Source organism: Ferdinandcohnia sp. FSL W7-1320 (genome assembly GCF_038050315.1).
Taxonomy (GTDB): Bacteria; Bacillota; Bacilli; order Bacillales; family Bacillaceae_L; genus Ferdinandcohnia; species Ferdinandcohnia aciditolerans.
In genome coordinates, this window is sequence record NZ_JBBPAM010000001.1 from 2,946,295 (window position 1) to 2,971,593 (window position 25,299).

21 protein-coding genes and 1 tRNA gene are annotated in these 25,299 nt (G+C 37.7%); 16 read left to right on the forward strand and 6 right to left on the reverse strand.

The window, feature by feature from the left end; genetic code table 11:
* Positions 1-5: 5 nt before the first annotated feature.
* The 3 genes from phnD to NST91_RS14685 form a co-directional block, all read right to left on the reverse strand.
* On the reverse strand, positions 6-899 hold the full coding sequence (gene phnD, locus NST91_RS14675) for a phosphate/phosphite/phosphonate ABC transporter substrate-binding protein (protein ID WP_341331746.1): 894 nt from the start codon (positions 897-899) through the stop codon (positions 6-8).
* Positions 900-982: 83 nt separating this feature from the next.
* Entirely contained in the window at positions 983-2,035 is a 1,053-nt protein-coding gene (gene selD / locus NST91_RS14680) for a selenide, water dikinase SelD (protein ID WP_341331747.1), read from the reverse strand.
* Positions 2,036-2,085: 50 nt separating this feature from the next.
* Positions 2,086-2,182, reverse strand: a tRNA-Sec gene (locus tag NST91_RS14685).
* A gap of 135 nt (positions 2,183-2,317) precedes the next feature.
* Here NST91_RS14685 and selB point away from each other — a divergent pair.
* The 4 genes from selB to htpG all read left to right on the forward strand — a co-directional run bounded on the left by selB (position 2,318) and on the right by htpG (position 7,445).
* Positions 2,318-4,189, forward strand: a complete 1,872-nt coding sequence (gene selB / locus NST91_RS14690; RefSeq protein WP_341331748.1) for a selenocysteine-specific translation elongation factor — start codon at positions 2,318-2,320, stop codon at positions 4,187-4,189.
* A 12-nt stretch (positions 4,190-4,201) separates the two neighbouring features.
* Positions 4,202-4,435 (forward strand): SelT/SelW/SelH family (seleno)protein, encoded by a 234-nt coding sequence (locus NST91_RS14695; protein WP_341331749.1) that lies wholly within the window; start codon positions 4,202-4,204, stop codon positions 4,433-4,435.
* A gap of 90 nt (positions 4,436-4,525) precedes the next feature.
* A complete protein-coding gene (locus NST91_RS14700) occupies positions 4,526-5,437 on the forward strand; it encodes a CBASS cGAMP-activated phospholipase (RefSeq protein WP_341331750.1) in 912 nt (303 codons plus the stop codon).
* A gap of 127 nt (positions 5,438-5,564) precedes the next feature.
* Positions 5,565-7,445, forward strand: coding sequence for a molecular chaperone HtpG (htpG, locus tag NST91_RS14705; RefSeq protein WP_341331751.1), 1,881 nt, complete (start codon positions 5,565-5,567; stop codon positions 7,443-7,445).
* A gap of 251 nt (positions 7,446-7,696) precedes the next feature.
* Here the strand turns inward: htpG and NST91_RS14710 are convergent, their stop codons facing one another.
* A complete protein-coding gene (locus tag NST91_RS14710) occupies positions 7,697-8,239 on the reverse strand; it encodes a transcription repressor NadR (RefSeq protein ID WP_341331752.1) in 543 nt (180 codons plus the stop codon).
* Positions 8,240-8,269: 30 nt separating this feature from the next.
* Positions 8,270-9,388 carry an IscS subfamily cysteine desulfurase gene (locus NST91_RS14715; protein WP_341331753.1) on the reverse strand — a complete coding sequence of 373 codons (1,119 nt, stop codon included), beginning with the start codon at positions 9,386-9,388 and terminating at the stop codon, positions 8,270-8,272.
* A gap of 173 nt (positions 9,389-9,561) precedes the next feature.
* Here NST91_RS14715 and nadB point away from each other — a divergent pair, with 173 nt between their 5' ends.
* Entirely contained in the window at positions 9,562-11,109 is a 1,548-nt protein-coding gene (gene nadB / locus NST91_RS14720) for an L-aspartate oxidase (RefSeq protein WP_341331754.1), read from the forward strand.
* A gap of 18 nt (positions 11,110-11,127) precedes the next feature.
* Positions 11,128-12,240 (forward strand): quinolinate synthase NadA, encoded by a 1,113-nt coding sequence (gene nadA, locus NST91_RS14725; protein WP_341331755.1) that lies wholly within the window; start codon positions 11,128-11,130, stop codon positions 12,238-12,240.
* A gap of 55 nt (positions 12,241-12,295) precedes the next feature.
* Here the strand turns inward: nadA and ilvD are convergent, their stop codons facing one another.
* A complete protein-coding gene (gene ilvD / locus NST91_RS14730) occupies positions 12,296-13,975 on the reverse strand; it encodes a dihydroxy-acid dehydratase (protein ID WP_121448573.1) in 1,680 nt (559 codons plus the stop codon).
* 350 nt (positions 13,976-14,325) lie between these two features.
* On the opposite strand from ilvD, the gene gnd reads away from it, so the two are divergent.
* From gnd to NST91_RS14780, 10 genes are all read left to right on the forward strand, one after another.
* Entirely contained in the window at positions 14,326-15,738 is a 1,413-nt protein-coding gene (gene gnd / locus NST91_RS14735; RefSeq protein WP_341331756.1) for an NADP-dependent phosphogluconate dehydrogenase, read from the forward strand.
* Between the two features lie 200 nt (positions 15,739-15,938).
* Positions 15,939-17,207, forward strand: coding sequence for a nickel pincer cofactor-dependent isomerase, group 22 (locus NST91_RS14740; protein WP_341331757.1), 1,269 nt, complete (start codon positions 15,939-15,941; stop codon positions 17,205-17,207).
* 72 nt (positions 17,208-17,279) lie between these two features.
* Entirely contained in the window at positions 17,280-18,050 is a 771-nt protein-coding gene (locus NST91_RS14745) for an SDR family oxidoreductase (protein ID WP_121448570.1), read from the forward strand.
* A gap of 83 nt (positions 18,051-18,133) precedes the next feature.
* Positions 18,134-18,934 carry an ATP-dependent sacrificial sulfur transferase LarE gene (gene larE, locus NST91_RS14750; protein WP_341331758.1) on the forward strand — a complete coding sequence of 267 codons (801 nt, stop codon included), beginning with the start codon at positions 18,134-18,136 and terminating at the stop codon, positions 18,932-18,934.
* Positions 18,935-19,268: 334 nt separating this feature from the next.
* Positions 19,269-20,741 carry a gluconokinase gene (locus NST91_RS14755; protein WP_341331759.1) on the forward strand — a complete coding sequence of 491 codons (1,473 nt, stop codon included), beginning with the start codon at positions 19,269-19,271 and terminating at the stop codon, positions 20,739-20,741.
* A gap of 87 nt (positions 20,742-20,828) precedes the next feature.
* The gene (gene larB / locus NST91_RS14760) at positions 20,829-21,584 is read left to right on the forward strand and encodes a nickel pincer cofactor biosynthesis protein LarB (RefSeq protein ID WP_341331760.1); all 756 of its coding nucleotides are present in this window, start codon (positions 20,829-20,831) and stop codon (positions 21,582-21,584) included.
* Positions 21,585-22,541 (forward strand): nickel pincer cofactor biosynthesis protein LarC, encoded by a 957-nt coding sequence (gene larC, locus NST91_RS14765; protein WP_341331761.1) that lies wholly within the window; start codon positions 21,585-21,587, stop codon positions 22,539-22,541.
* Positions 22,542-22,742: 201 nt separating this feature from the next.
* On the forward strand, positions 22,743-23,720 hold the full coding sequence (locus NST91_RS14770) for a ring-cleaving dioxygenase (RefSeq protein WP_341331762.1): 978 nt from the start codon (positions 22,743-22,745) through the stop codon (positions 23,718-23,720).
* A gap of 262 nt (positions 23,721-23,982) precedes the next feature.
* On the forward strand, positions 23,983-24,366 hold the full coding sequence (locus NST91_RS14775; RefSeq protein ID WP_341331763.1) for a hypothetical protein: 384 nt from the start codon (positions 23,983-23,985) through the stop codon (positions 24,364-24,366).
* The gene (locus NST91_RS14780; protein ID WP_341331764.1) at positions 24,356-24,877 is read left to right on the forward strand and encodes a hypothetical protein; all 522 of its coding nucleotides are present in this window, start codon (positions 24,356-24,358) and stop codon (positions 24,875-24,877) included. Before NST91_RS14775 ends, NST91_RS14780 begins: the two co-directional genes overlap by 11 nt.
* Positions 24,878-25,299: the final 422 nt, after the last annotated feature.

Consider the following 25,299-nt stretch of genomic DNA (forward strand, 5'->3'; position numbering starts at 1 on the left):
CAGCTCTATTCATTAATAATTCCTTGTTTGATTGCAGCTTTCCGGATGCTCTCATAGTCCTCATCCGTTGCTTCTGTAAAACCGCTCGCGCCAAACGCTGCTAATATTTCTTCATCTTCAATGGCTAAGAAGGCATCTTTAAGTTTTTGAATGGTTTCGTCATCAGTATCTTTATGTACAGCCCATGGGTATTGAAACAATTTTTCAGATTGCCAAATTGTTTTAATTAACGAACCATCTACTTTTCCAGATTCAACTAACTGATTATAGATTGCACTATCGATAGCTCCTGCACCGACTTGTTTATTTTGTACCGCTAAGGCTGTGGCATCATGTGAACCAGTATATCGAACCGTTTTAAAATTGTGCTCATCTTCAGATTTAAACACACCTTGATCTTGTAATTCGATAGAAGGAATGAGAGAGCCTGAGGTTGAGTTAATATCACCAAAAGCAAAATCAATTTCTTTTGAGTTAGCGACCAAATCTTCTATCGTATTTAAAGGACTGTCTTTATGAGTAATGATATAAGAATGGTAAAATGGCTCACCATCAATCAATTGGGTGATGATCGCTTTTGCACCGCTTTTTTCGTGGGCCACAACATAGGTTAATGGACCAAAATAGGCCATATCAATTTTGTCATAATTCATTGCCTCTACTACACCGTTATAGTCTGGATACACTTCAACTGACACGTCACGGTTTAATTTTTCCGTTAATACAGTCTGAAGCTTATCCATCGCTGTCTCCATTTCGCCAACTGTTTGGACTGGAATGACTCCAATTGTAAAAGATTCTTCTTTCTCATTTTCGTTTTCATCACTAGTGTTTGAACCACAAGCCGTAAGAAGGAGGGTTAAAACTAGGAAGAGAACATAAATCGTTTTCGTTTTCAAATTTGACACCTCATTTTGTAAATTACATTAAAGTTAAAGGTATTATTTCCTATCAACCTAAAAAGGACTCAAACTAGAGTCCTTTAGATTACCTTAATAATTCCAGGTTTTTCGCTTGTTACTTCACCAATTATGCTCGCTTCTACATTGTTTTCGTGTAGTTTTTGCAGCATTTTTTCGGCTTCACCTTCTGGAACAGATACAAGAAGTCCACCTGATGTGATTGCATCACAAAGAATGAGTTGATCGAGTTCATCAAGACCAGAACTATACTCAATTCGTTCTGCTAACCAAGCATGATTTTTCTTTGTTCCACCCGGAACTACTTTTTGTTCAGCGAGTTCTTTCGTTCTTGGCAAAATTGGGACACTTTCGTACTGAATCGTCATGCCAACTTGGCTTCCTTCAGCCATTTCCATTGCGTGACCTAGCAGACCAAATCCTGTAACATCTGTACAAGCATGAACATGATATTCTTCCATTACCTCGGCAGCATTTTTATTTAATGTTGCCATGACTTCTGTTACTTTTTTGATATCTTTAGTCTCTAATAGGTCTCTCTTAATAGCTGTTGTTAATATCCCAACCCCGATTGGCTTAGTTAAAATAAGGCGGTCACCAGGCTTTGCACCGACATTTGCACAAATTCGATTGGGATGAACAGTACCTGTCACGGATAAGCCGAATTTTGGCTCCTTGTCATCGATGGAGTGTCCACCAACTAATGAAGCTCCTGATTCTCTTACTTTTTCCGCAGCACCTGCTAAGATGTCGGCTAAAATACTTTTATCTAATGTATTAATAGGGAAGGCGACGATGTTCATAACTGTAATCGGTTTTCCTCCCATTGCGTAGACATCACTTATAGCATTCGCTGCTGCAATTTGCCCAAACATGTACGGATCGTCCACGATTGGCGTAAAAAAGTCCAGTGTTTGCACAAGCGCAAGATCATCACTGATTCTATATACTCCGGCATCATCAGGCGTATCAAGACCAACTAATAAATTAGGATTTGGCGTAGCTTTTGGTAAATGACGCAGAACCTGCGTCAGGTCCTCAGGACCGATTTTGCATCCTCAGCCAGCCTTTGTTGAAAGGGAGGTCAATTTAATGATTTCTTCCTTCTTAGACATCAACTTCACTCCTTCCACACTTTTTAACATTTCATTTTTATAAACAATATTGGCGGGACTGTGTGGGAATCGAACCCACCAGAGACGACACGCGCCTCCCTCAGGGTTTTGAAGACCCAGGGGGACACCAGTCACCCAGCCAACCCCAAAAAGGAACACCTTTCATTATATACAGGAATCTATTTTCAAGGCAAATAATAATCATCCTGCTTGAAATTGCTTCAGGCTTCCTAGTAAAGTAGAAGGTAGAGACTACGGTAATAAAAAGAGAGGAGGGACATAATGACTGAAGTCTATTACACCATTGGAATGGCGGGACATATTGACCACGGAAAAACAACCCTCACGAAAGCATTAACAGGCGTTGATACTGATCGGTTAAAAGAAGAAAAAGAACGGAATATATCAATTGAGCCAGGCTTTGCACCTCTTTTATTAAATAACGAAATGCATATCTCAATCGTGGATGTACCTGGACATGAACGATTCATTAGACAAATGATTGCCGGTGTTGCCGGGATTGATCTTGTGTTGCTTGTGATTGCAGCGGACGAAGGGGTCATGCCACAAACAAAAGAACACCTCCAAATATTAAAATTTTTAGGTATTAAGAAATGTATGATTGTGGTTTCAAAGATTGAAAGGGTAGAGAAGGAGTTGCTGGAACTCGCAGTCGATGAGATAAATGAATTACTCGCCGATACGGATTATAAGGATGCTCCAATCCTGTATATTGATAGCTTATCAAGAAACGGAATACCCGAACTAAAGCAAGCTATTCAAAAGGAACTTAAAAATCTTAACCAAAGAAATAGCCATGGATCATTTCGCTTGCCAATTGACCAGGCATTTACAGTTCAAGGACATGGTACGGTTGTTAGAGGAACGGTGTTTGAAGGTAGTGTGACAAAAGACAGTCCATTAACCCTTTTGCCGTCAGAAAAAAAGATTAAAATACGCCAAATTCAGGTTCATAATCAAGAAACAAAACAGGCACAGGCAGGGCAACGGGTGGCACTAAATATTACCGGAGCAACAAAAGACGAGATTAGACGTGGTGATGTGCTAGTTGATTCAGAAAACTTTCAAGTAACTAACATGATTGATGTTTCACTGCAGCTTGTTTCATCATTATCAATTCCACTAAAGCAACGTTCTCCGGTCAAGTTACATGTAGGTACCACTGAAGCTTACGGCAAAATTATCTTTTTTGATCGGAATGAAGTTCAGGAATCAACGGATGAAATACTTTGTCAGATTCGATTAGATGATGAAATTGTTGTATGTCGTGGGGATAGGTTTATATTACGAAGATCCACTCCAGTTGAAACACTTGGTGGTGGATGGATTACTCAGCCACAAGCTCAGAAATACAGATTTGGTGAAGAAACCATAAATATGCTCAAAAAACAAAAGGAGCGTTCACCATCAGAAATCATTGATGATTTACTTCAGACTCATAAGCTATTATCAACGCTTAGGCTAATTCAACTATCCTCTTTACAAGAGGAAGAAGTAAAAGAAATTTTATCCTCGGGAAGTTATATTAAAGTTAATGAGAAAGGATATAGTCTGAAACGAACCGTATCCGAACTAAGTGCAACAATCCTTGAAAGATTAATCAATTATCACAAAGAATTTCCTTTACGAATAGGTATGAGTAAGGCCGAACTTCTTCAAGAGATTAAACAAGATAAAAATTTAATTGAATACTGTATAAATGTGTTATTACAAAACAATGCCATGAAAAAGGATGTACAATATCTTTCAGTTGTAACTTTTTACCCGAGCCTGCCGAAAGGACCATTGGAAAATATCGTCGATTCACTTCTCAACGATGCTATTCAACCAAGAAAATGGGGAGATTATATAAAAGAAGCTGCCATTAAGAACCCAGCCGCAAATGAGCTTAAGTCCTATTTATTAAAAACAAAGCAAGCATTCTTATTGGGTGAAGACACATTAGTTCACAAAAATGCTGTTGAAAAAGCTGTTGCTAAACTACAAGCTCAAACAAATGAACGTTTTAGTTTAACAGAAGCAAAAGAAATACTTTCACTTTCCCGTAAATATCTCATTCCTTTCTTAGAGTTACTTGACGAACAGCAACTCACACTTCGCGAAGAAGGGAATCGGGTATGGATAAAAAAATAGGAGGTTTTCATAATGTATAAGATATCAATTGAGTTTTGTATGCAGTGAAACTACGCACCTAAAGCCGCAGGTCTTGCGGAAAAACTATTCACACACTTTAGACAAAACATTACAAACCTTGAACTCATTCCAGCTTCAGGCGGAGTGTTTGAAGTGACTGTAAATGGGGAAAAAGTGTTCTCGAAAAAAGAAGTAGGTAGATTTCCAACACCAGAAGAAATCATTTCAATCATGAAGCAATTATAAGATGCCCTTTTAGAGGCATCTTTTTTGCTGCTTATACCTATGATGCTTCAAGGGAATACTAGTAAAAAAAACGGCTAATAGGTGAAAAATATGAAAATCTTATGCATTGATGGGGGCGGAATTCGCGGAGTCTTTGCTGTTGCCATTTTACGCTTAATAGAAAAAGAATATAAAAAACCCATCTCCAAGATGTTTGATATGGTTGCAGGAACGAGTACTGGTTCAATCATTGCTGCTTCAGCAACTTTAGAGATAAATATGGAGGATGTACAAGAAAACTACATCAAATACGGGGAAAAGATTTTTACCAAACAGGCGAAAATAGGATTTCTAAAAAGTGTGTACAGTGATGAATTCTTACGACACTATATTCAAGAGGCATTTGGAGAAATTACATTATTTGATATTGAAAAGCCCTTACTTATCCCGACCGTTGATATTACTAATGGAAAACCTTTTGTCCACCGAACAAATTATGGGAATTCAGAACAGGACGATCACTCCATTAAGCTTTGGGATGCCGTTCTGTCTTCATGTTCAGCGCCTGTCTTTTTCCCACCAAATAATATTAACAATCACTATTTAGCTATTGATGGGGGGCTGTGGGCTAATAATCCTTCCCTTGTTTGTATTACCGAGGCCCAGCACTTTTTTAAGAAGGAGTTAACTGGCATTCAAATTTTATCAATTGGGACTGGTCTGCAAAAGATTGACTTCTCGATTGAAAAAAAGAAAGAATGGGGCGTAAATAAGTGGCTGCCATTTAATCTTCCATCGATGAAAATGACTCCAAAACTACTCGATCTCGCCCTGCATTTGTCATCGGAATCGGTAACTTATCATTGTCAGCATTTGCTAAGTGATAACTATGTTCGCATAAATGAAGAACTTGGCCGGGAGGTTCCATTTGATGCACCAGAATATATCGATTTCCTCGTAAAGCTGGGTGAACAATCCTTTCAAAATCATAAGGAGAAAATCACCACATTTATAAAGAATTAACTAGCAACTTGATTGACAGAGAAAAAAATATATGTTATTAAAAAGTTGGGTGTTAGCACTCCGGGAACGAGAGTGCTAACGTAAAACAATATAATTGTCACAGTTATTTACTGAAAGGGGATTTAGTATGGCAAAAAAGCAGTTTAAAGCAGAGTCTAAAAGGTTATTAGAAATGATGATTAACTCAATTTATTCCCAGAGAGAAGTTTTCTTACGGGAACTAATCTCAAACGCTAGCGATGCGATTGACAAAATCTACTATAAGGCGTTAACCGATGATCGTTATCAATTTGATAAAGATAGCTACTTCATCAAAATTACTGCCGACAAAGATAACAGAACTCTTACTATTTCTGATACCGGAATTGGTATGACAAAGGAAGAGCTAGAAACGAACCTTGGAACAATTGCAAAAAGTGGTTCCTTAGCTTTTAAAAAGGAAACGGAAATTAAAGATGGTCACGATATCATTGGTCAATTCGGTGTCGGATTTTATGCTGCTTTCATGGTTGCAGATGTTGTGACTGTTGTAAGTAAAGCACTGGGCAGTGAAGAAGCATATAAATGGGAATCAACTGGTGCCGATGGGTATACAATTGAAACTGTGGAAAAAGATACTGTCGGTACAGAAATCATTTTAAAAATCAAAGAAAACACAGAAGATGAAACGTATGATGAGTTTTTAGAAGAATATCGCTTGAAATCCATTATCAAAAAGTACTCAGATTTCATTCGCTACCCAATAAAGATGGATGTTACAACAAGTAAACTTAAAGAAGGAAGCGAATCTGAATACGAGCAGATAACAGAGGAACAAGTTATCAACAGCATGGTTCCAATTTGGAGAAAGAACAAAAGCGAATTAACAGATGAAGACTATGAAAAATTCTATAATGAAAAACACTATGGTTTTGATAAGCCACTGAAACATATTCATACCAGTGTTGATGGGACAATCCGCTATAATGCAATATTATATATACCTGAAAATATTCCTTTTGACTATTATTCAAAGGAATACGAGAAGGGCCTTGAGCTTTACTCAAACGGGGTTTTAATAATGAACAAATGCGCCGACCTGCTTCCGGATTATTTTAGCTTTATTAAGGGGTTGGTAGATTCTGAGGATTTATCGCTTAATATTTCAAGAGAAATGCTTCAACAGGACCGACAATTAAAACTTATTGCGAAAAACATCAATAAAAAAATAAAGAGCGAATTACAAAGCATGTTAAAGAATGAACGCGACAACTATGAAAAGTTCTATGATAGCTTTGGTCGCCAATTAAAATTTGGTGTGTATAGTGATTACGGAAGCAATAAAGAAACCCTTCAAGATTTGTTACTCTTCTATTCTTCCAAGGAGAAAAAGCCTGTCACATTAGATGAATATGTATCTAGAATGTCGGAAGATCAAAAGTATATTTATTATGCAACTGGTGATTCAGTAGAACGAATTGATAAACTTCCACAAACAGAATTAGTGGCTGATAAGGGCTATGAAATCCTTTATTTCACAGAGGATATTGATGAGTTTGCGATTAAAATGCTCATGAAATACAAGGAAAAAGAGTTCAAATCAGTATCAAGCAGCGATCTAGGCATTGAACCAAATGAAAACGACAAAGCAACAGAAGAAGAACAAAACGAGAACAAAGAGCTATTTGAATACATGAAAAATACATTAGCCGGTAAGGTAACGGATGTAAGAATTTCAAAACGACTTAAAACACACCCAGTCTGCTTATCAACAGATGGTGAGATCTCCATTGAAATGGAAAAAGTGCTTAATGCTATGCCAGATAACCAAAACATTAAAGCAGATAAGGTGTTGGAGATCAATATACAACATGAAGTCTTCCAATCATTGAAAAATGCATTCGAAAATGACCAAACAAAATTAGATTTATATACTCACTTATTGTACAACCAAGCACTTCTTATCGAAGGCCTACCAATCCAAGACCCAGTAGAATTTACAAATGATATCTGTAAGATTATGGTGTGATCATAGGAGACGGTAGGGATATTACGTATTCGTAGCTTCACTTGGACTCAAAGGATTTAACGAGGGTACGTTTAGGCTGTTTTCTTACCCTCACTTAAACTCTGTTCAGTGAATGAGGGTACGTTTGAACCATTTCGGTTAATGAGGATACGATCACAGTCTTTTTGCATCTTCATGTTATATAGATCCATCCATTTTTAATCGGGAAACAAAAAAGCAACAGTCCTCACAAGGCTGTTGCTTAATTCATCTTACTGGTCACTAAATAAAATATTCTCTTCGCGTAAGGCTTCACAGGCTGCATTGATTTTTTCAATAGAATCCGCCTCAATCGTATGCAGATGTACTCCATTTGTCAATAACGACAGAAGGGTAGCCTTTGTTTCAGTTATTCTTTCGACAAAACGTTTAACCTCGAATCGATTCTTAATCATTAAGGAACCTGTAATATCCCCATATACAGGATGCTCCACAATTACATCACGAACGGTCACTCCATGATCAACCAAAATATTTAGTTCTTTCGCCGTTTCCTCAGATGTGTGTTTACAGGCAATAATGCGTGTGAAATTTTCTTCCTTGGGCTGATCTTGTAAATAGATGTAGCCTTGACTAGTAGCAACGATTGGTTCATTTTTCGCCTTTAATAACGAGATATCTTGAACAATGACCTGGCGGCTTACATTTGCTCGTTTTGATAACTCCTCGCCAATGATTGGGGTAGGGCTTTCCTTTAACCATTTTATAATCGTTTCTCGTCGTTGCTCACCTAATAATTTTTTATCTCCACTCATTTTATTCACTCCAATATCACTTTCAAACTGTTAAACAATATTCCTTAACACTTCGACTACCTTGTCGATATCCTCTGTAGTTGTCATTCGTCCAAATGATATACGAATTAGCTGTTTAGCTTCATCTTTTGTTTTTCCTATTGCAAGCATTGTTTTCGATGGGGTTTGCTTACCAATTTGACATGCGCTTCCTGTAGAAATTGCAATTCCACGTCGATTGCATTCAAGCATAATATATTGCCCTTGTAAACCGCCAATGGAAAAACCTATAATATGTGGAAGCTGATCAGTTGGATGTCCTTCAACATTTATTTCATTTTTTAAAATGGCTAGCCCAGATAATAGTCTATCTCGCAATCCTCGATTTTTCCTAGTATTCATTTCCATTTCACTACAAATTAACTGAGCTGCTGTAATAAAGGATGCAATTCCTGGTATATTTACGGTTCCGGGACGGAATCCATTTTCATGTGAAGTTCCAGGTATTTGCATTTTCCACATGACAGATGGACGTATATAACAAGCTCCAACTCCTTTTGGACCATATATTTTATGACTAGAAATTGACAAGCTATCAATATGTGCTTTTTTAACATCTATTGGAATCTTTCCAAAAGCCTGGACACAGTCACTATGAAATAAAATATTTTTCTCATGTAGAAAAGTGCCAATTTCTACAATTGGTTGAATCGTGCCGATTTCTGGGTTTGCAAACTGAATCGACACAAAAATGGTTTTATCCGTAATTGCTGACTGCAAATCATCCAATCGAACCTGTCCAAATCGATCAGCAGGAAGATAGGTAACATCGTAACCTTCTGTTTCAAGCTGCTTACATACATTATGAATAGACGAATGTTCTGTTGAACTTGTAATTAAGTGGTTTCCTCTGGTTTTATGTGCTTCTAGAAGGGAGCGAATCGCTAAGTGATTTGATTCTGAACCTCCGCTTGTAAAATAAACACCTTCAGGCTCCCCATTTATTGTATCAGCAAGCTCTTTACGACACAATTCTAGCAATTGCTTCGCATTAGAACCAACATCATGTAAGCTACTTGGATTTCCATAATATTTTGTTGAAACCTCCGTAAACATTTGTAATGCTTCCTCGCGAATCGGAGTTGTTGCGGCATAATCTAAGTAAATCATCGTCTCTACCATCCTTTCAATCTACCTAAAAAAGCAGGGGACAATGAAAAAGGTCTTGTCATTAGTCTACATTTATGTAAATATAAGTGTCAAGACAGTTGTAAACTCAATTTGTATTTTCTCCTAAAAAGTTACCTAGATTGATAACGCATACTAAGGGAGGGTTTTTTCAAATGCCAAGCAGCGACATTATTATTATTGGCAGTGGTATTTCCGCATTAACCGCTGCGTATAGATTAAGTTTGAAAAAGAATGTGATTATTATCACAAAGTCAAAAGTGACAAACAGTAATTCCATATTGGCGCAGGGTGGTGTTGCATCTAGTGTTGGAAAGGACGATTCCTGGCGTTCCCATTTTAACGATACCGTTTCCGCTGGTTGTTATCATAACAAGGAGAGCGCAGTTGAAATTTTAGTACAAAACGGACCCAGCTATCTATGGAAGTTAATCAATGATGGAATGAACTTCGATAGAGATGAGGACCATAATCTGGTACTAGGAAAAGAAGGGGCCCATTCCACGAGACGAATCCTACATGCAGGTGGTGACGCCACTGGGAAAGCGTTGGTACTGCACATGCTTGCAAAAGTAAAGGAACGGGTTCAAATTTTTGAGGACTTAACAGCAATTGATTTTCTTATTGAAAATGATCACTGTATCGGGGTAAAAGCGAAATCTCAAAACAATGAGATTTTCGATTATTTTGCAGATTATACAATTTTAGCAACAGGTGGATGTGGAGGACTATATTCCTTTTCTTCAAATGACACAACAATCATGGGGGATGGTCTTGCAATGGCTTATCGTTCTGGTGCGGAGCTATGTGATTTAGAATTCATTCAATTCCACCCGACATTATTACACAAAGACGGGAGATCCTGTGGTCTTGTTTCTGAAGCAGTGAGGGGAGAAGGTGCCATCCTTGTTGATGAAGATGGTAGACCAATCATGAATGGTCTCCATCCTTTGCTTGATCTCGCACCAAGAGATGTGGTAGCACGAGCCATTTTTGATGAGATCTGTAACGGTAAAAGTATCTTTTTAGATATTTCTATGATTGATGATTTTGCTAGTCGCTTCCCAACAATCACTAACCTTTGCATAAAAAATGGAATTAAAATAGAAAATGGATTAATACCAGTAGTACCAGGAGCCCATTTTTCAATGGGTGGGGTAAAAACAAATACGCGAGGACAGACAACTATTCCGAATTTGTATGCTATTGGAGAAGTAGCTTGTACTGGAGTCCATGGAGCAAATCGTTTAGCAAGTAACTCATTACTTGAAGGGATTGTGTTTGGAAATTTAGTTGCAAATGATATTTTTGTAGATTATATACCAAACAGATTGTACCCAGTTGCTAAAGGAATTGGTAAACCAGACTATACTCTTAGTCTACCATCAAAAACTCAAATTCAAACAATGATGATGGAGAATGTAGGGATTGTACGTAATGATGACCAACTTCAATATGCAATAGAATGGTTAGAGAAATTCAAACGTAAATTTGATGAAATTTCACCATCAAGTTTAACAATTGAACAGCTTGAAATCGTAAACATGATCACCGTAGGTTGGCTAATTGCCAGTTCCGCCAAGATGAGAACAGAAAGCAGAGGTAGTCATTTCCGTGAAGATTACCCATTTGAAGACCACGATAATTGGTACAAAAAAGAGATTATCCGAAAGAGAGCTTTTGAAAATATCGTTTATTCATAAGTAAAGGAGAGAACATAGATGAACCTATTAGAAATGATGAAAAACACTTCATCTGGAGCTTTACTTCCAGATGAATATAAACGTTTATCTGTTCAGGAAATGGAAGAACGCGTTTTACAAATAAAGTCTCGACTTGGTAAGCGTCTGTTTATACCGGGTCACCATTATCAAAAGGATGAAGTGATTAAGTTTTCGGACACAACAGGTGATTCATTAAAACTTGCACAAATTTCTGCCGAGAACAAAGATGCGGAGTTCATCGTATTTTGTGGGGTTCACTTTATGGCAGAAACAGCCGATATTTTAACAACTGAATCACAAAAAGTCTATTTACCTGATATGAGAGCCGGCTGTTCAATGGCTGATATGGCCAATATTCACCAAACACAAAAGTGCTGGAGCCAATTACAGGATACTTTTGGTGACACAATCCTGCCATTAACCTATGTGAATTCAACAGCTGCTATTAAAGCATTTGTCGGAAAAAATGGGGGAGCAACTGTAACTTCGTCAAACGCGAAAAAAATGCTCAAGTGGGCTTTTACTAAAAAAGAAAGAATCTTATTCTTACCTGATCAGCATTTAGGAAGAAATACGGCATTTGAATTAGGTATTCCACTAGACCAGATGGCTGTTTGGGATCCGATCAATCATACATTAAAATATGAAGGAAACATGGAAGATATTAAAATCATCCTTTGGAAGGGACATTGTTCCGTTCATGAAAACTTTACACCATCAAATGTACAGAATATCCGTAAATCAAAACCCGATATGAATATCATTGTTCATCCAGAGTGTCCATATGAAACAGTAGTACTTGCAGATTATGCGGGTTCAACCGCTTATATTATTGATATGATTGAAAAAGCACCCAAAGGAAGCAAGTGGGCAATTGGAACTGAAATGAATCTCGTTCAACGAATCATCAAGCAACATCCGGAAAAAGAGATTATTTCACTTAATCCTCATCTCTGTGCTTGTTTAACAATGAATCGAATCGACTTACCACATTTAACATGGTCATTAGAAATGATTGAAAGAGGGGAGACCACACAAATTATTAAAGTTCCAGAAGAAATTGCAAAGGATGCCGTACTTGCCCTAGAGAGAATGCTAGAAAGAACATAACTAAAAAAAAACATCCCGATTCTTTTGAATCGGGATGTTTCATATGTGAAGAGTATTATATTTTCATAACTCCACCAGTACTTGCATTTGTTACAAGTTTTGAATAGCGAGCAAGATAGCCTTTTTTCACCTTTGGTTCAAAGCCTTTCCACTCAGCTCTGCGTTTTTCAAATTCTTCATCAGAAATTTCTAATGTAATAGTACGATTATTTAAATCAAGCTCAATCATGTCACCATCTTGGACGAATGCAATTGGACCACCTTCAGCAGCTTCAGGAGAGATGTGTCCGATTGAGATTCCTCTAGATGCACCCGAGAAACGTCCATCAGTAATTAGACCAACTTTTGCACCAAGACCTCTACCAACAATTTGAGATGTAGGAGCAAGCATTTCAGGCATCCCTGGACCACCTTTAGGTCCTTCATAACGAATGACTACAACATCGCCTTCTTTAACTTTACCAACAATGATTCCAGATAGGGCATCTTCTTGAGAATCATAGCAAACAGCAGGGCCTCTGTGGTATCCGCCAACCTCTGGGTCTACAGCACCAACCTTAACAACTGCACCTTCTGGAGCAAGGTTACCAAATAAAATAGCTAATCCGCCTTGTTCAGAATGTGGATTTTCAAGTGGACGGATTACGTTGTGGTCAGTGATTTCACAGCCCGCCACATTTTCACGTAAGGTTTTACCTGTAACAGTTAAACAATCTCCATTCAGAGCATCTGGCTTTTTAAGTAATTCATTGATGATTGCACTAACACCACCTGCATTGTGAACATCTTCAATATGATAATCAGAGGCAGGAGCAATCTTAGCTAAGTGTGGAACACGAGCAGCAATATCATTGATACGTTCTAATGAGTAATCAATTTCAGCTTCATTTGCTAATGCTAGTGTATGAAGGACTGTGTTAGTAGAACCGCCCATAGCCATGTCCAATGCAAAAGCATTATCAATTGCATCAATTGTTACGATGTCGCGAGGCTTAATATCTTTTTCTATTAAGTTCATTAATTGTTTCGCAGATTTTTTAACAAATTCTTTTCTTTCTTCGGATACCGCTAGAATTGTTCCGTTACCTGGAAGAGCAAGTCCAAGTCCTTCAGCTAAACAGTTCATAGAGTTTGCTGTAAACATACCAGAACAAGATCCACAAGTAGGGCAAGCAAATTGCTCGATTTCTGTTAATCTCGCTTCATCAATTTTACCAGATTGATAAGCTCCAACACCTTCGAAAACAGACGTAAGGTCTAGTGGGTTTCCTGCAGCATCACGACCAGCTTTCATTGGACCACCACTAACAAAGATAGTAGGGATGTTTAGACGCATTGCTGCCATCATCATACCTGGAGTGATTTTGTCACAGTTTGGAATACAAACCATTCCATCAAACCAGTGTGCAGATACAACTGTCTCAACTGAGTCGGCAATAATTTCACGACTTGGTAGAGAATATCTCATTCCGATATGACCCATTGCAATTCCATCATCAACACCAATTGTGTTCATTTCGAATGGAACTCCACCAGCCTCACGAATTGCTTCCTTTACGATTTTTCCAAATTCTTGTAAATGAACATGTCCTGGAACAATATCGATATATGAGTTTACTACTGCTATAAATGGTTTATTAAAGTCCTCTTCTTTTACTCCTGCTGCGCGAAGCAAGCTTCTGTGAGGAGCTCTATCAAACCCTGATTTGATCATATTACTACGTAATTCTGCCATTAAAAAATACCTCCATATCAAATGATGCATAAAATCAAAAAATTTAAATTATTACTCATTGTAACACTATTTTTAAGATAATCAATTAATAAATTTCTGAGTATTTACGAGTTTTATTAAAAAAATTGATTAAAAGCTTCATAGAAACTACAAATTTCAACAGTTGACGAATTGAAGCAAACAGTATATTCTTCTATATATAAAATAATTAGTTTAGGAAACAAATTAATTATTTGAGTACTACATAATCTTTTAAAAATAAATTGTCATAATCATTTTAAAAGATACGCAAAATATCATCATGATTTGTTTTCTATCATTGAATACATAAGTAGAAAGGTATGATTTATATGTCTAAGCAACAAATTGGTGTAGTTGGATTAGCAGTAATGGGTAAAAACTTAGCGTTAAATATAGAAAGCAGAGGATACTCTGTTGCTGTTTTTAACCGTTCATACGAAAAAACAGAAGAGTTTCTTCAAAATGAAGCTGTTGGCAAAAACTTTGTTGGAGCGAAAACGATTGAGGAATTTGTTAATTCCCTAGAAAAACCACGTAAAATTTTACTAATGGTTAAAGCTGGCCCAGCAACAGACGCAACAATTGATTCTCTAAAACCATATCTTGAAGAAAATGATATTCTAATTGATGGTGGTAACACATTCTTCCAAGACACAATTCGTCGTAACAAAGAATTAGAATCAACAGGCATCCACTTCATCGGAACTGGAGTTTCTGGTGGTGAAGAGGGAGCATTAAAAGGCCCTTCAATCATGCCTGGTGGACAAAAAGAAGCATATGAGCTTGTTGAGCCAATCCTAACAGCAATTTCTGCTAAAGTATCAGGCGATCCATGTTGTACATATATCGGGCCAAACGGTGCAGGTCACTACGTGAAAATGGTTCACAACGGAATTGAATACGGTGATATGCAATTGATTTGTGAAGCTTACTTCATTCTAAAAAATGTTCTCGGATTAAGCACTGATGAACTTCATGAAGTATTTGCTGAATGGAACAAAGGTGAACTAGATAGCTACTTAATTGAAATTACTGCAGATATATTCACTAAAAAGGATGAAGAAACAGGTAAACCACTTGTTGATGTGATTCTTGATACTGCTGGTCAAAAAGGTACTGGTAAATGGACTAGCCAAAACGCGTTAGATTTAGGTGTTCCACTACCAATCATCACTGAATCTGTATTTGCTCGTTTCATCTCTGCAATGAAGGATGAGCGTGTAAAAGCAAGTCAAGTTCTTTCTGGTCCATCTGCTGAAGGATTTAATGGAGATAAACAAGAACTTATTGAAGCAGTACGTAAAGCACTATACTTAAGTAAAATCATTTCTTATGCACAAGGTTTTGCGCAAATGCGTGTAGCTTCTGAAGAATATAATTGGAATTTAAACTACGGTGAAATTGCAATGATTTTCCGTGGTGGATGTATCATCCGTGCACAATTTCTACAAAAAATTAAAGATGCCTATGACAGAGACGGCCAATTAGCTAACCTTTTATTAGATCCTTACTTTAAAGAAATTGCTGAAGGTTATCAGTCATCATTACGTAAAGTCATTTCAGTAGCAATTGAAAAAGGAATCCCTGTTCCATGTTTCTCTAGTGCTATTGCATACTATGACAGCTATCGTACTGATACATTACCTGCAAACCTTCTTCAAGCACAACGTGACTACTTCGGTGCTCACACATATCAACGTGTAGACAAAGAAGGAACTTTCCATACAAACTGGATGGAATAATACACATTGTTGGGGTTTCAACATTGGAACCCCAGCTTTTGTTTGTTAAAATTGCATCATTTGATGTAAGGGATTACATATTTTTGAGCCACTGACTGTTCTGTTGTTGTAATGTCACTTAGTGTAAACAGAGACACAGTTTTGTGAAAACGCGTAAACTAATTCTATAGATGAAACGCTATAAAAGGAGGAGTTTTATCATGGGTATTCTCCAAGAGTTATTACGGGATATTCCTGTTCCAAAAATGCTCAAAGTGAAACAAATTTTCGATGATTCAAAGATCGAAAATTTAGTAGAAGAATTAACAAATAAACTTCAACGTGAAGAAGTAAAACAAACAATTAAACCAGGCATGGAAATTGCAATTGCAGTGGGAAGCCGTGGAATTGATCGATTAGTTGACCTCACGAAAACAACGGTTGAATTCATTAAAGAACAAGGTGGAACTCCTTTCATTGTACCTAGTATGGGAAGCCATGGCGGTGCAACAGGGGAGGGACAACGTGAAGTCCTTAAACATCTTGGTGTAACTGAAGAAAGTGTTGGTTGTGAAATTCGCTCTTCAATGGAAGTTGTAAAGTTGGGTGAATTAGCAAACGGATTACCTGTTTATATTGATAAATATGCCTCAGAAGCTGACGGTATTGTAGTTATTAACCGCGTTAAACCACATACAGCCTTCCGTGGTTCTGTAGAAAGTGGTATTCAAAAGATGATCAGTATTGGCCTTGGAAAACAAAAAGGAGCAGAAGCTTGCCATCAATTAGGTTTTAAATACATGGCAGAAAATGTTCCAGCAATGGCGCAGATGATCATGGAAAAAACACCTATTCTTTTTGGTGTGGCAACAGTCGAAAATGCATTCGACAAAGTCGCTGTACTTGATATTATGCTCCCAGATGAAATTGTCGAGAAGGAACCTGAACTTCAAGCACAAGCAAAAAAATTACTTCCTAAACTATTCTTCGATCAAATCGATGTCCTTGTCATTGATCAAATTGGTAAAAATATAAGCGGTGACGGAATGGATCCTAATATTACGGGTCGCTATCCTACTCCTTATGCACACGGCGGTCCTGAAGTGAACAAAATGGTTGTTCTTGATCTCACTCCAGAAACTGAAGGTAATGCAAACGGTGTTGGAACTGCCGACTTCACGACACAACGTCTTGTGGATAAAATGGACCGCGATTTCACTTATGCAAATGGACTTACTTCAACGGTTGTGGCACCAACGAAAATTGCAACAACATTACCAAACGATAAAGAAGCAATCCAAGCAGCAATCAAAACATGTAATATCTTAGATTTTACAACAGTTAAAATGGTTCGTATTAAAGATACTTTACATGTTAGCGAAATTGAAGTATCAGAAGCCTTACTCGATTACATTAAACAACATCCTAACATGGAACAGGCTTCAGATCTTTACGATTTCGATTTTGACGAAAACGGAAACCTAAAGTAATTTTTGTTATGTGGGGGTTCATCCCCCAAGAACAGATTTTGGATTAATCACATAAGAAAAAGGGGAATAGACATGACTAAATTATTTGACTTAACTGGAAAAACAGCTGTAGCTATTGGTGGAAATAGTGTCCTAGGTTCTTCTATTTGTAAAGGATTTGCTGAACATGGCGCGAAAGTTGCAATCGTAGGACGTAATCTTGAAAAAGCAGAAGCAGTTGTAAAAGAAATTGAAGCTGAAGGTGGCGTTGCTAAAGCTTTCTCTGCAGACGTTCTTTCACGTGAATCACTTGAAAATGCCGCAAATGAAATTGTAGCTTGGTCAGGTGGAATTGATATCCTCTTAAATGCACCAGGTATGAATAGTCCTACTCCATTCTTTGAACTTGAAATGGACGAGTATGACAAAATCATGGACGTTAATCTAAAAGGTTATGTGGTTGCGACTCAAATTTTCGCAAAGAGAATGATTGAACAAGAGCGCAAAGGAAGTATTATTAATATTTCTTCCGTTTCTTCTACAACACCTCTATCTAAAGTATTTACTTATTCGGTTTCAAAAGCTGGTGTTAACAGCATGACTCAGTTCTTAGCTAGAGAATTCGCACCACACGGCATTCGTGTAAATGCAATTATTCCTGGATTCTTCCCAGCTGAACAAAATCGTAAAATCTTAAGTGAAGAGCGTGTTGCATCAATCATGGGTCATACACCAATGAATCGTTTCGGTAACCCAGATGAGCTAAAAGGGGCTGCTGTCTTCTTAGCTTCAGAGAATGCTTCAAGCTTTGTAACTGGTACTTTCCTTCGCGTTGATGGCGGGTTTGGAAGCATGACCATCTAATTCAAACTTCTTTTATGCGTCATGAAACGATATATATATAGTGGATATTTAATTTACAACCGGGAGAGAAGGGGGAGAAGACAATGATAGATGAAAAGTATCAAAAGCTTGTGTCAATTCTCCGAGAGATGGAATCTGTTGTCGTTGCATTTTCCGGTGGTGTTGACAGTACCTTTTTACTTAAGGCTGCTGTCGACACACTTGGAAAAGAAAATGTGTTGGCGGTAACTGCCGATTCAGAAACATATCCCTCAACTGAGCTTAAGGAGGCTCAAGTTCTAGCAAAACATATTGGTGCCAACCATCGTGTGATTGAAACATCAGAGCTTGCCATTCCAGGCTACACAGAAAATGACCGAAATCGTTGTTATTTCTGTAAGAGCAGTCTATTTGATCATCTCATTCCTGTTATGGAACGTGAAGGCTTTCACAATGTCGTGTATGGAGTCATTGCAGATGATTTAAATGAGTTTCGACCTGGAATGAAGGCAGCTAAGGAAAAAGGCATTCGTGGTCCATTACAAGAGGCAAATCTTTTTAAAGACGAAATTAGGGAATTATCCCGTGAATTTGATTTACCTACTTGGAATAAACCATCCTTCGCATGTCTATCTTCACGAATTGCTTACGGTGAGAAAATAACGATTGAAAAACTTACAAAGGTCGAAAGAGCAGAGGAATTCCTTAAAACTCTTGAAATCCGCCAAGTTCGTGTTCGTACGCATCAAGATATTGCAAGGATTGAGGTTGAACCTACCGACATGAATATTGTCTTAGAAAAACATGAAGCCATTACTAAAGAGCTAAATGCAATTGGCTATAAATATATAACACTTGATTTAGTAGGGTATAAGAGTGGAAGTATGAATAAAGTACTTTCTTAAGAGAGGATGTTCAAAAAGTCCGGTAAAAATGACACTTCGAATTTCTTCGTTGGCTTGTTTTTCCGTTCCTTGGAAAAGAAAATCACTTTTCCGGCGTGCGGAGCGGATTCAGGAAGAAGTCTTCCTAGTGCTCACGTATAAAGTACATACGTTCCGCTACTCAAAACTGCGCCGCCTTGAAATTCTCGGTCCTTTTCATCCTCCTTTTTGAACACGAATCATAAGAAGAAAAGGCTTTGGGAATCTTTCCAAAGCTTTTTCTTTTGAAAGAATAATATGGTAACATTAAGTCGCAAACTAACGAAAATACGATTGAACGAAGGAAGATGTAGGGATGTCACATGAGTACGTTATTGGTCTCGATCTTGGGACAACCAGTGCAAAAGCAGTAATCTTTACCTTAGATGGTAGGGTAGTTGCAGAAGCAGAGGATCTAGTTACCTCTTACTATCCGAAGCATGGATGGGTTGAGCAAGACCCTGATGAAATTGAGCGCTCTGCTGTAAAGGCAATTAATATGGCTATTCAGCAAGCGAATGTTAACAAAGATGAAATTATTAGCTTAGGTATTTCAGCCGCAATGCATTCCCTCATTTGTATGGGAGATAATGGAGAGGCTCTTTCTCAAGCATTGATTTGGGCAGACGGTAGAAGTACAAAACAAGCAAATGAACTTATGGAATCAGACGGACTGGAAATTTTTTCAAAAACTGGCATGCCGATCCATCCGATGTCACCTTTAGCAAAGCTCATATGGATGAGGGAAAATGATTATATTCCATATAATCAAGCAAGCTATTTCCTATCCATTAAAGAATATTTGCTCCTAAAATGGTTTAATCAACGTGTTATTGATTATGCAATGGCATCTGCAACCGGAATGTTTAACGGTAACACTTTCCAATGGGATGAAGAGGTTCTTAATAAAGCCGGTATTACAGAGAACATGCTTTCAAAAATCGTACCACCAACCTATCGATTAACCGAAATGAACCTAGCAATTGCTGATGAAATGGGAATTTCAAGCGAGATGCCATTTATCATCGGAGCAGCTGATGGTCAGTTTGCAAATTTAGGAATTGGTGCTATTTCTCCAGGTGAAGTTGCGGTAACTGTTGGTACAAGTGGAGCCATTCGTCAATTTACAAAAGGTTTCCAATCCAATACAAAGCATGAAACCTTCTGTTATGCTTTTTCTGAAGAATATTTTATTGTTGGTGGCCCTACAAACAATGGTGGTATCGCTCTTCAATGGTTAAAAGAACTTCTTAATTATCAGGAAAGCTTTGACCATTTTACAGCAGAGGCTGCAAAGGTAGCACCTGGTGCGGATGGTTTGTTTTTCCATCCTTATATAAATGGGGAACGTGCTCCTTTATGGAACCAGCAAGCACGTGGAAATTTCTTCGGAATGTCTGTTACGCATAAAACTGAACACTTTGTACGTGCGGTCCTAGAAGGAATCACATTTAATCTCTATCAAATCGGCCAAGCATTAGAAAAACAAGCTGGAGAGACTGAAAAACTATACGTAAACGGCGGAATGGCACGTTCTTCTTTATGGCTTCAAATGCTAGCTGATGTATTTGGTAAAGAGGTTTATGTTCCTGAAAGCCATCATAGTGCTGCATGGGGTGCAGCTTGGACTGCATTAGTTGGAATTGGCAAAGCTAACTCATTCGAAGATATCAAAAACAATATTCCAATGGGTGATCCTGTCGTTCCAAATATGGAAAACCATGAAAAATACAAAAATATATACGCAAAATATGAAGCAATTGAAAAAGATATTATTAAACATTTTTAATTGAAAGCGTCAGATTGTTACTGGCGCTTTAGGCTATACATAGATTCTAGAATCGATCTTCAAATCGATTAAGGTGTGTGAAACAACATGGTAGAAGAAATTTTAAAGCAAGTGAAACAGGGAACTTTAAGTATTGATGATGCGAAACAGCAACTTGCAACATATGAGAATTTAGGTTTTGCAAAAATCGATCACCACAGAAAGAACAGGCAGGGTTTCCCTGAAATTGTTTTTGGTGAAGGCAAGACAAAGGAACAAATTCAAACCATAGTCAATGTGATTAAGGGACGTGGAGACAATGTCCTTGTTACAAGAATTTCACAGGACAAGGCAAACTTTATTTTACAATCGAATCCTGAGTTTGTTTACAATGAAACAGCTCAAATTCTATACTGGACCGACACTACGCAGGATAACAAAAAAAGAAATGGCTATGTTGCTATTGTTTGTGCTGGAACATCTGATTTAAGAGTTGCTGAAGAGGCTGCTATTACCGCTGAAGTATTAGGTAGTACTGTTCGACGTTTTTACGATGTGGGGGTAGCAGGGATCCATAGATTATTCGATAACATTGATGAAATTAGAAACGCAAATGTTTCCGTTGTTGTCGCTGGAATGGAAGGTGCATTGCCTAGTGTAGTTGGAGGGCTGGTATCCCATCCAATTATTGCTGTCCCAACAAGCATTGGATATGGAGCTAATTTTCAAGGGCTGTCAGCTTTGCTAACGATGCTTAATTCCTGTGCATCAGGAATAAGTGTTGTAAACATCGACAACGGTTTCGGCGGAGCCTACAGTGCAGTATTAATAGACCAACTTGCTCAGAAGGAGAACTTAAAGTAGATGAAAACACTATATTTTGACTGTTTTTCTGGGATTAGTGGGGATATGGTTATTGGTGCATTACTCGATGCAGGAGCAGACCCACAAATACTAGTTCAGGAATTAAAGAAACTTCAATTTGAAGATGAATACGAATTAGAATGGAAGAAAGTCGTAAAAAATGGGATTACTTCAACAAAATTTGATGTCATCTTAAAAAACGATGACAGTAATCACACGCATGGTCATCAACACGACCATGAACATACATATGACCATCACCATGAACATGATCACAATCATCACAGTCATGAACATCATCATGAACACGATCATAATCATAGTCACAACCATGATCACCATCACGAACACGAGCATAATCACGACCATCACCATGAACATGATCATCATCATCACAGTCACGACCATCATCATGAACATGGGCATAGCCATGATCATCATCACCATTCACATCGTTCCTACAAGGATATTGTGAAGATGATAGAACAATCAGAACTTGCACCAGAAGTAAAGGAAACATCACTTAAAGTATTCAGAAAAATCGGTGAAGCAGAAGGGCTTATTCATGGACTTCCTTTGGACAAAGTCCATTTTCATGAAGTAGGCGCTGTTGACTCCATTATTGACATAGTGGGGGCAGCAATCTTATTGCACCAACTTGAAGTGTCAACTATTAAATCATCATCCGTACCAGTGGGAACAGGTAAAATCAATATTGACCATGGTATCTACCCAGTCCCTGCGCCAGCTACACTTGAAATTCTAAAAGGAGTTCCAATTGAACAAAGCGATATTCGTTTTGAACTTACAACTCCTACAGGAGCAGGAATTGTATCCGTCCTGACTGATGAATTCTGTAGCTTTCCTTCTATGAAGGTAACAACGATTGGCTACGGAGCTGGTACAAAAACATTTAAAGACCGCCCTAATGTCCTCCGCGTTATTATTGGAGAATAATGTGACACAAAAGTCCCCACAAAATGGTGGGGACTTTTATGTCTTACAAAGAAATTGGCTATGCTTTATTGACACATGCTAAATTACATTATATAATTATCTTGAATTTAAGATATATCAACTTAAGATATTTTTTCATTATATTAGTTTACTTCGCATTGGAGAAACTAGTATTAAGACAGACTTTTGGGGGCATATAGTATGAACACTATAAAGGGAATACACCACGTCACTGCTATTACAAGTAGTGCGGAGAAAAACTATGAATTCTTCACTTATGTTTTAGGTATGAGATTAGTCAAAAAAACAGTAAACCAAGATGATATTCAGACATATCATTTATTTTTTGCCGATGATACAGGCAGCCCAGGAACAGATATGACCTTTTTCGATTTTCCAGGGATTCCAAAAGGGGTCCACGGCACAAATGAAATCTCAAAAACATCTTTCCGTGTTCCAACAGACGCTGCAATTGAATATTGGGAAAAACGTTTTAATCGATTAAATATTAAACATTTCGGTGTAAAAGAGCAATTCGGAGTGAAAACCTTATCCTTTGTTGACTTTGATGACCAATACTATCAATTAGTTTCCGATGAAAACAATAAAGGTGTACCTGCAGGAACTCCATGGCAAAAAGGACCTATTCCATTAGAATTTGCAATCACTGGTTTGGGACCGTTATTTGTACGAACTGCACATTTTGATTTCTTTAAGGAAATGCTTGAAAAAGTATTACAATTTAAAGAAATTGCTCAAGAGGGCTCTTTCCACTTATTTGAAGTAGGGGAAGGTGGAAATGGGGCACAGGTTATCGTTGAAAATAACACAATTCTACCCTCAGGACAACAAGGTTTTGGAACAGTCCATCATGCTGCTTTTCGTGTAGAAGATAAGTCAGTACTTGAAGCATGGGACAAACATCTTCGCGCCTTCGGATTCCAGACTTCAGGCTTTGTTGATCGCTTCTTCTTCGGCTCTCTTTATTCTAGAGTAGCTCCTGGAATACTATTTGAGTTTGCGACAGATGGCCCAGGGTTTATGGGCGATGAACCTTATGAAACACTCGGAGAGAAGCTTTCATTACCTCCATTTCTCGAGTCAAAGCGTGAGGCTATTGAAAGCTATGTCCGACCTATTGATACCGTAAGAAGTACAAAAGAATTTATAAAAGAATAATCCGTTATTAAGATGCCTTGTTCGATAGATCGGGGCATCTATTTGTTTTTGCGGTTTGTAATTAATGGATATATCTTAAACCAAGCAATTTCCAATCCTCATTGTACATAGGTCCAAAGGAGGGAAACCTTGCTTTTCCCTCGTTAAAATCTTCCATTCCCACTGACTATGGAAGGATTTTATCGAAACTAATCGAAATTTGTCTTATTTCGTTGTATAATTGACTGTTGTAAGACAAAAAGCTTTGAAAGGATGATGTCCAATGATGGAGTGGGCGTTAGTCATATTATTCGGTGTAGCAGCGGTGTTGCTCATTTTATCTTATGCACTTACGAAAAAGGCAAAAAAGGCAGAACAGCGTGAGCTTGAATTATATTCAATTAGTTTTATGGAAGAAATTAATAAGCTACAGCAGCAAATAAGAAATCTCGAATTAGATAATGAAATTCTTAAAAACCAAGCAGGACTTGATACAACAGATATTGAACAACACGAATTACTTCGTGATGTACTCGATTTATATAAAAGAGGATATTCAGTATCAAGTATTGCAACTGAAAAGAATTTAAGTGAAATCGAAGTACAAGGTATGCTGTCTCCTTTTACAAAACAAAAAGAAGGGAGAAAAGCAGCAAATGACCGTTAAAACATTAACTAGCTTTGCTTCTGGGCTTTTACTCGCTTCAGCGGTTTGTGCGGTGGTATATTTTTACGGACCACAACAAGCAACTAGTTCAGGCTCAGAGGAAAAACCAACTGTTGAAGAGCTAAAAAGTCAACTTGCTGCAGAAGGCTATGTAGTCCATACAGAAGATGAATGGAACAATGCTATTGCTGGAGCGAAAAACACAGAAAAAGTCGAAGAACAACCGAAGGAACAACCGAAAGATAAAGCCAAAGAAGAAGTGAAAGAAGAGAAGAAAGAAAAGCCCGCTGAGCCAGTTGTTCGCAAAACAGTTATTACTGTTTCCGAAGGTATGACAAGCTATGAGGTTGGAAAGGCACTTATTTCAGCTAAAATCATAAGTGGAGATGCGTGGGATTTTGCAAATCTTGTTGAGAAAAAGGGAGTAGCAAAATACCTCAAGCTTGGCTCACATGAAATAAACAGTAACATGACAACAGATGAGATTATTGCAACCATTTTTAACAAATAAATAGATCATCATGAAAAGACCAAATCACCTAAATTAGATTTGGTCTTTTTCCTATTTGTACAGCACAAGCGCCAAGCCCCAGTCACAAGCCGATTCGTCCAGAAGGTCAAAGATGAACCTACTAGCAGTCTCGAATTGTGCTTGCCGGAGGAAGTGTTAACAACGACATTTGCGAGAGGAAGTAGCAGTAGTTAGTGGATGTTTTGCTGATTGTACATTTGATTTTCGTGGAACATTACTGTGAAACAAGAAAAATCGGGAATGACATGCACTAAAATGTAGGCGTTTCACACAAAAAGTAGACAATTGTTATCATTTTGGTTGTGCTTACATATTATAGAATATAAATTAATATTAAATATTAATTTGTAAAAAGACCCTAAAATGATTTTGATGTGTTTTATAAATATGATTTATGTCAA

Bases quoted from the DNA above. Each gene is read 5' to 3' on its own strand.
- selB (WP_341331748.1), top strand. From the start codon at position 2,318: ATGACTGAAGTCTATTACACCATTGGAATGGCGGGACATATTGACCAC.
- NST91_RS14700 (WP_341331750.1), top strand. From the start codon at position 4,526: ATGAAAATCTTATGCATTGATGGGGGCGGAATTCGCGGAGTCTTTGCT.
- htpG (WP_341331751.1), top strand. From the start codon at position 5,565: ATGGCAAAAAAGCAGTTTAAAGCAGAGTCTAAAAGGTTATTAGAAATG.
- NST91_RS14710 (WP_341331752.1), bottom strand. From the start codon at position 8,239: ATGAGTGGAGATAAAAAATTATTAGGTGAGCAACGACGAGAAACGATT.
- NST91_RS14715 (WP_341331753.1), bottom strand. From the start codon at position 9,388: ATGATTTACTTAGATTATGCCGCAACAACTCCGATTCGCGAGGAAGCA.
- nadB (WP_341331754.1), top strand. From the start codon at position 9,562: ATGCCAAGCAGCGACATTATTATTATTGGCAGTGGTATTTCCGCATTA.
- nadA (WP_341331755.1), top strand. From the start codon at position 11,128: ATGAACCTATTAGAAATGATGAAAAACACTTCATCTGGAGCTTTACTT.
- ilvD (WP_121448573.1), bottom strand. From the start codon at position 13,975: ATGGCAGAATTACGTAGTAATATGATCAAATCAGGGTTTGATAGAGCT.
- gnd (WP_341331756.1), top strand. From the start codon at position 14,326: ATGTCTAAGCAACAAATTGGTGTAGTTGGATTAGCAGTAATGGGTAAA.
- NST91_RS14740 (WP_341331757.1), top strand. From the start codon at position 15,939: ATGGGTATTCTCCAAGAGTTATTACGGGATATTCCTGTTCCAAAAATG.
- NST91_RS14745 (WP_121448570.1), top strand. From the start codon at position 17,280: ATGACTAAATTATTTGACTTAACTGGAAAAACAGCTGTAGCTATTGGT.
- larE (WP_341331758.1), top strand. From the start codon at position 18,134: ATGATAGATGAAAAGTATCAAAAGCTTGTGTCAATTCTCCGAGAGATG.
- NST91_RS14755 (WP_341331759.1), top strand. From the start codon at position 19,269: ATGTCACATGAGTACGTTATTGGTCTCGATCTTGGGACAACCAGTGCA.
- larB (WP_341331760.1), top strand. From the start codon at position 20,829: ATGGTAGAAGAAATTTTAAAGCAAGTGAAACAGGGAACTTTAAGTATT.
- larC (WP_341331761.1), top strand. From the start codon at position 21,585: ATGAAAACACTATATTTTGACTGTTTTTCTGGGATTAGTGGGGATATG.
- NST91_RS14770 (WP_341331762.1), top strand. From the start codon at position 22,743: ATGAACACTATAAAGGGAATACACCACGTCACTGCTATTACAAGTAGT.
- NST91_RS14775 (WP_341331763.1), top strand. From the start codon at position 23,983: ATGATGGAGTGGGCGTTAGTCATATTATTCGGTGTAGCAGCGGTGTTG.
- NST91_RS14780 (WP_341331764.1), top strand. From the start codon at position 24,356: ATGACCGTTAAAACATTAACTAGCTTTGCTTCTGGGCTTTTACTCGCT.